Genomic DNA, 1,053 nt, shown 5'->3' with positions numbered 1-1,053 from the left:
TACGCGGTAAAGCGCTGCCCATCTACGCAGCGATTCTACGTTGATGCCATGACGTCGCGCGACGACCTTGAGCCCGTGATGGCCAGCGCAATAATCCTTAACGGCAGCGAGCTTCGCTTGTTCTGTATATTTTCCCAAGACATTCCCCAAAGATAGGTGCAACCTTCGGGGGTCAGTTCAGCTGATCATGGACACGATCCCCCGTCGTGATCCATATGAACGCCATCATGCCTCACGCGCGCACGAATGAGGAACTGGCCCAGCCGAGTCGCTTACGCTGCAAGCCGCAGACTTCGACGAAACCGAACGGGTCGAAAGTGATGGCGAATTCATGAGCGTGCTGGAAGCACTCGCTTCGCGTGTCCTGCCCTCGATGGAGGCGAAGCGAAACTTTCACACAACGAAATCGCTTGTTGAATCGTTGAGCCCTCTGCCTTCGCGCGAGTACTCGATATCTTCCTTGCCGTCCGATGGCCAGATCGAGCTTCTTGTGCGTCAGACTCATCAGGCAAGACAATCCGCGAACGGCGGCGCAGCGCTGGGTCTTGCATCAGGCTGGCTGACGCGCTTTGCACCGGTAGGATGTCTGGTCGAACTGCGTGTGCGAACGAACCGTAGGTTTCATGCGCCACCCGATGACAGACCACTCATTCTTATCGGTGCGGGAACTGGCTTCGCGGGTCTACGCGCGCACCTGAAAGCGAGGGCCCAGCGCGGTCATACTGCGAACTGGTTGATCTTCGGCGAACGCAATCGCGCATATGATCAGTTTCATGCGGAGGACCTGACCGATTGGCAAAGCAGAGGTCTGTTGCAGCGGCTCGACTATGCATGGTCTCGCGATCGCCTAGAAGGTCGGTACGTCGGAGACGTGGTGCGATTAGCCCCCGCGACGTTGCGACAGTGGATCGACGCAGGCGCCTCCATTTATCTGTGCGGGAGCGCCGAGCGAACGGGGCGTTCCGTACATGCGGCTCTTTGCGACGCAATCGGTGAGAACCGGCTCGAAGCGCTAGATAAGGAGGGACGTTACCGGCGTGACATCTATTAGTG

2 protein-coding genes are annotated in these 1,053 nt (G+C 58.0%); one reads left to right on the top strand and one right to left on the bottom strand.

The window, feature by feature from the left end; all coding sequences use genetic code 11:
• Window positions 1-138 (bottom strand): transposase (locus tag QCE79_RS32935; RefSeq protein ID WP_309851648.1); only part of this gene is annotated, 138 nt, incomplete at its 3' end.
• A gap of 193 nt (window positions 139-331) precedes the next feature.
• On the opposite strand from QCE79_RS32935, the gene QCE79_RS32930 reads away from it, so the two are divergent.
• Entirely contained in the window at window positions 332-1,051 is a 720-nt protein-coding gene (locus tag QCE79_RS32930; RefSeq protein ID WP_309851647.1) for a hypothetical protein, read from the top strand.
• Window positions 1,052-1,053: the final 2 nt, after the last annotated feature.

Origin of the sequence: Caballeronia sp. LZ003 (genome assembly GCF_031451465.1) — a bacterium.
Lineage (GTDB): Bacteria > Pseudomonadota > Gammaproteobacteria > Burkholderiales > Burkholderiaceae > Caballeronia.
The sequence above is the reverse complement of the archived record's forward strand: the minus strand, read 5'-3'. Positions and strand labels throughout refer to the sequence as shown.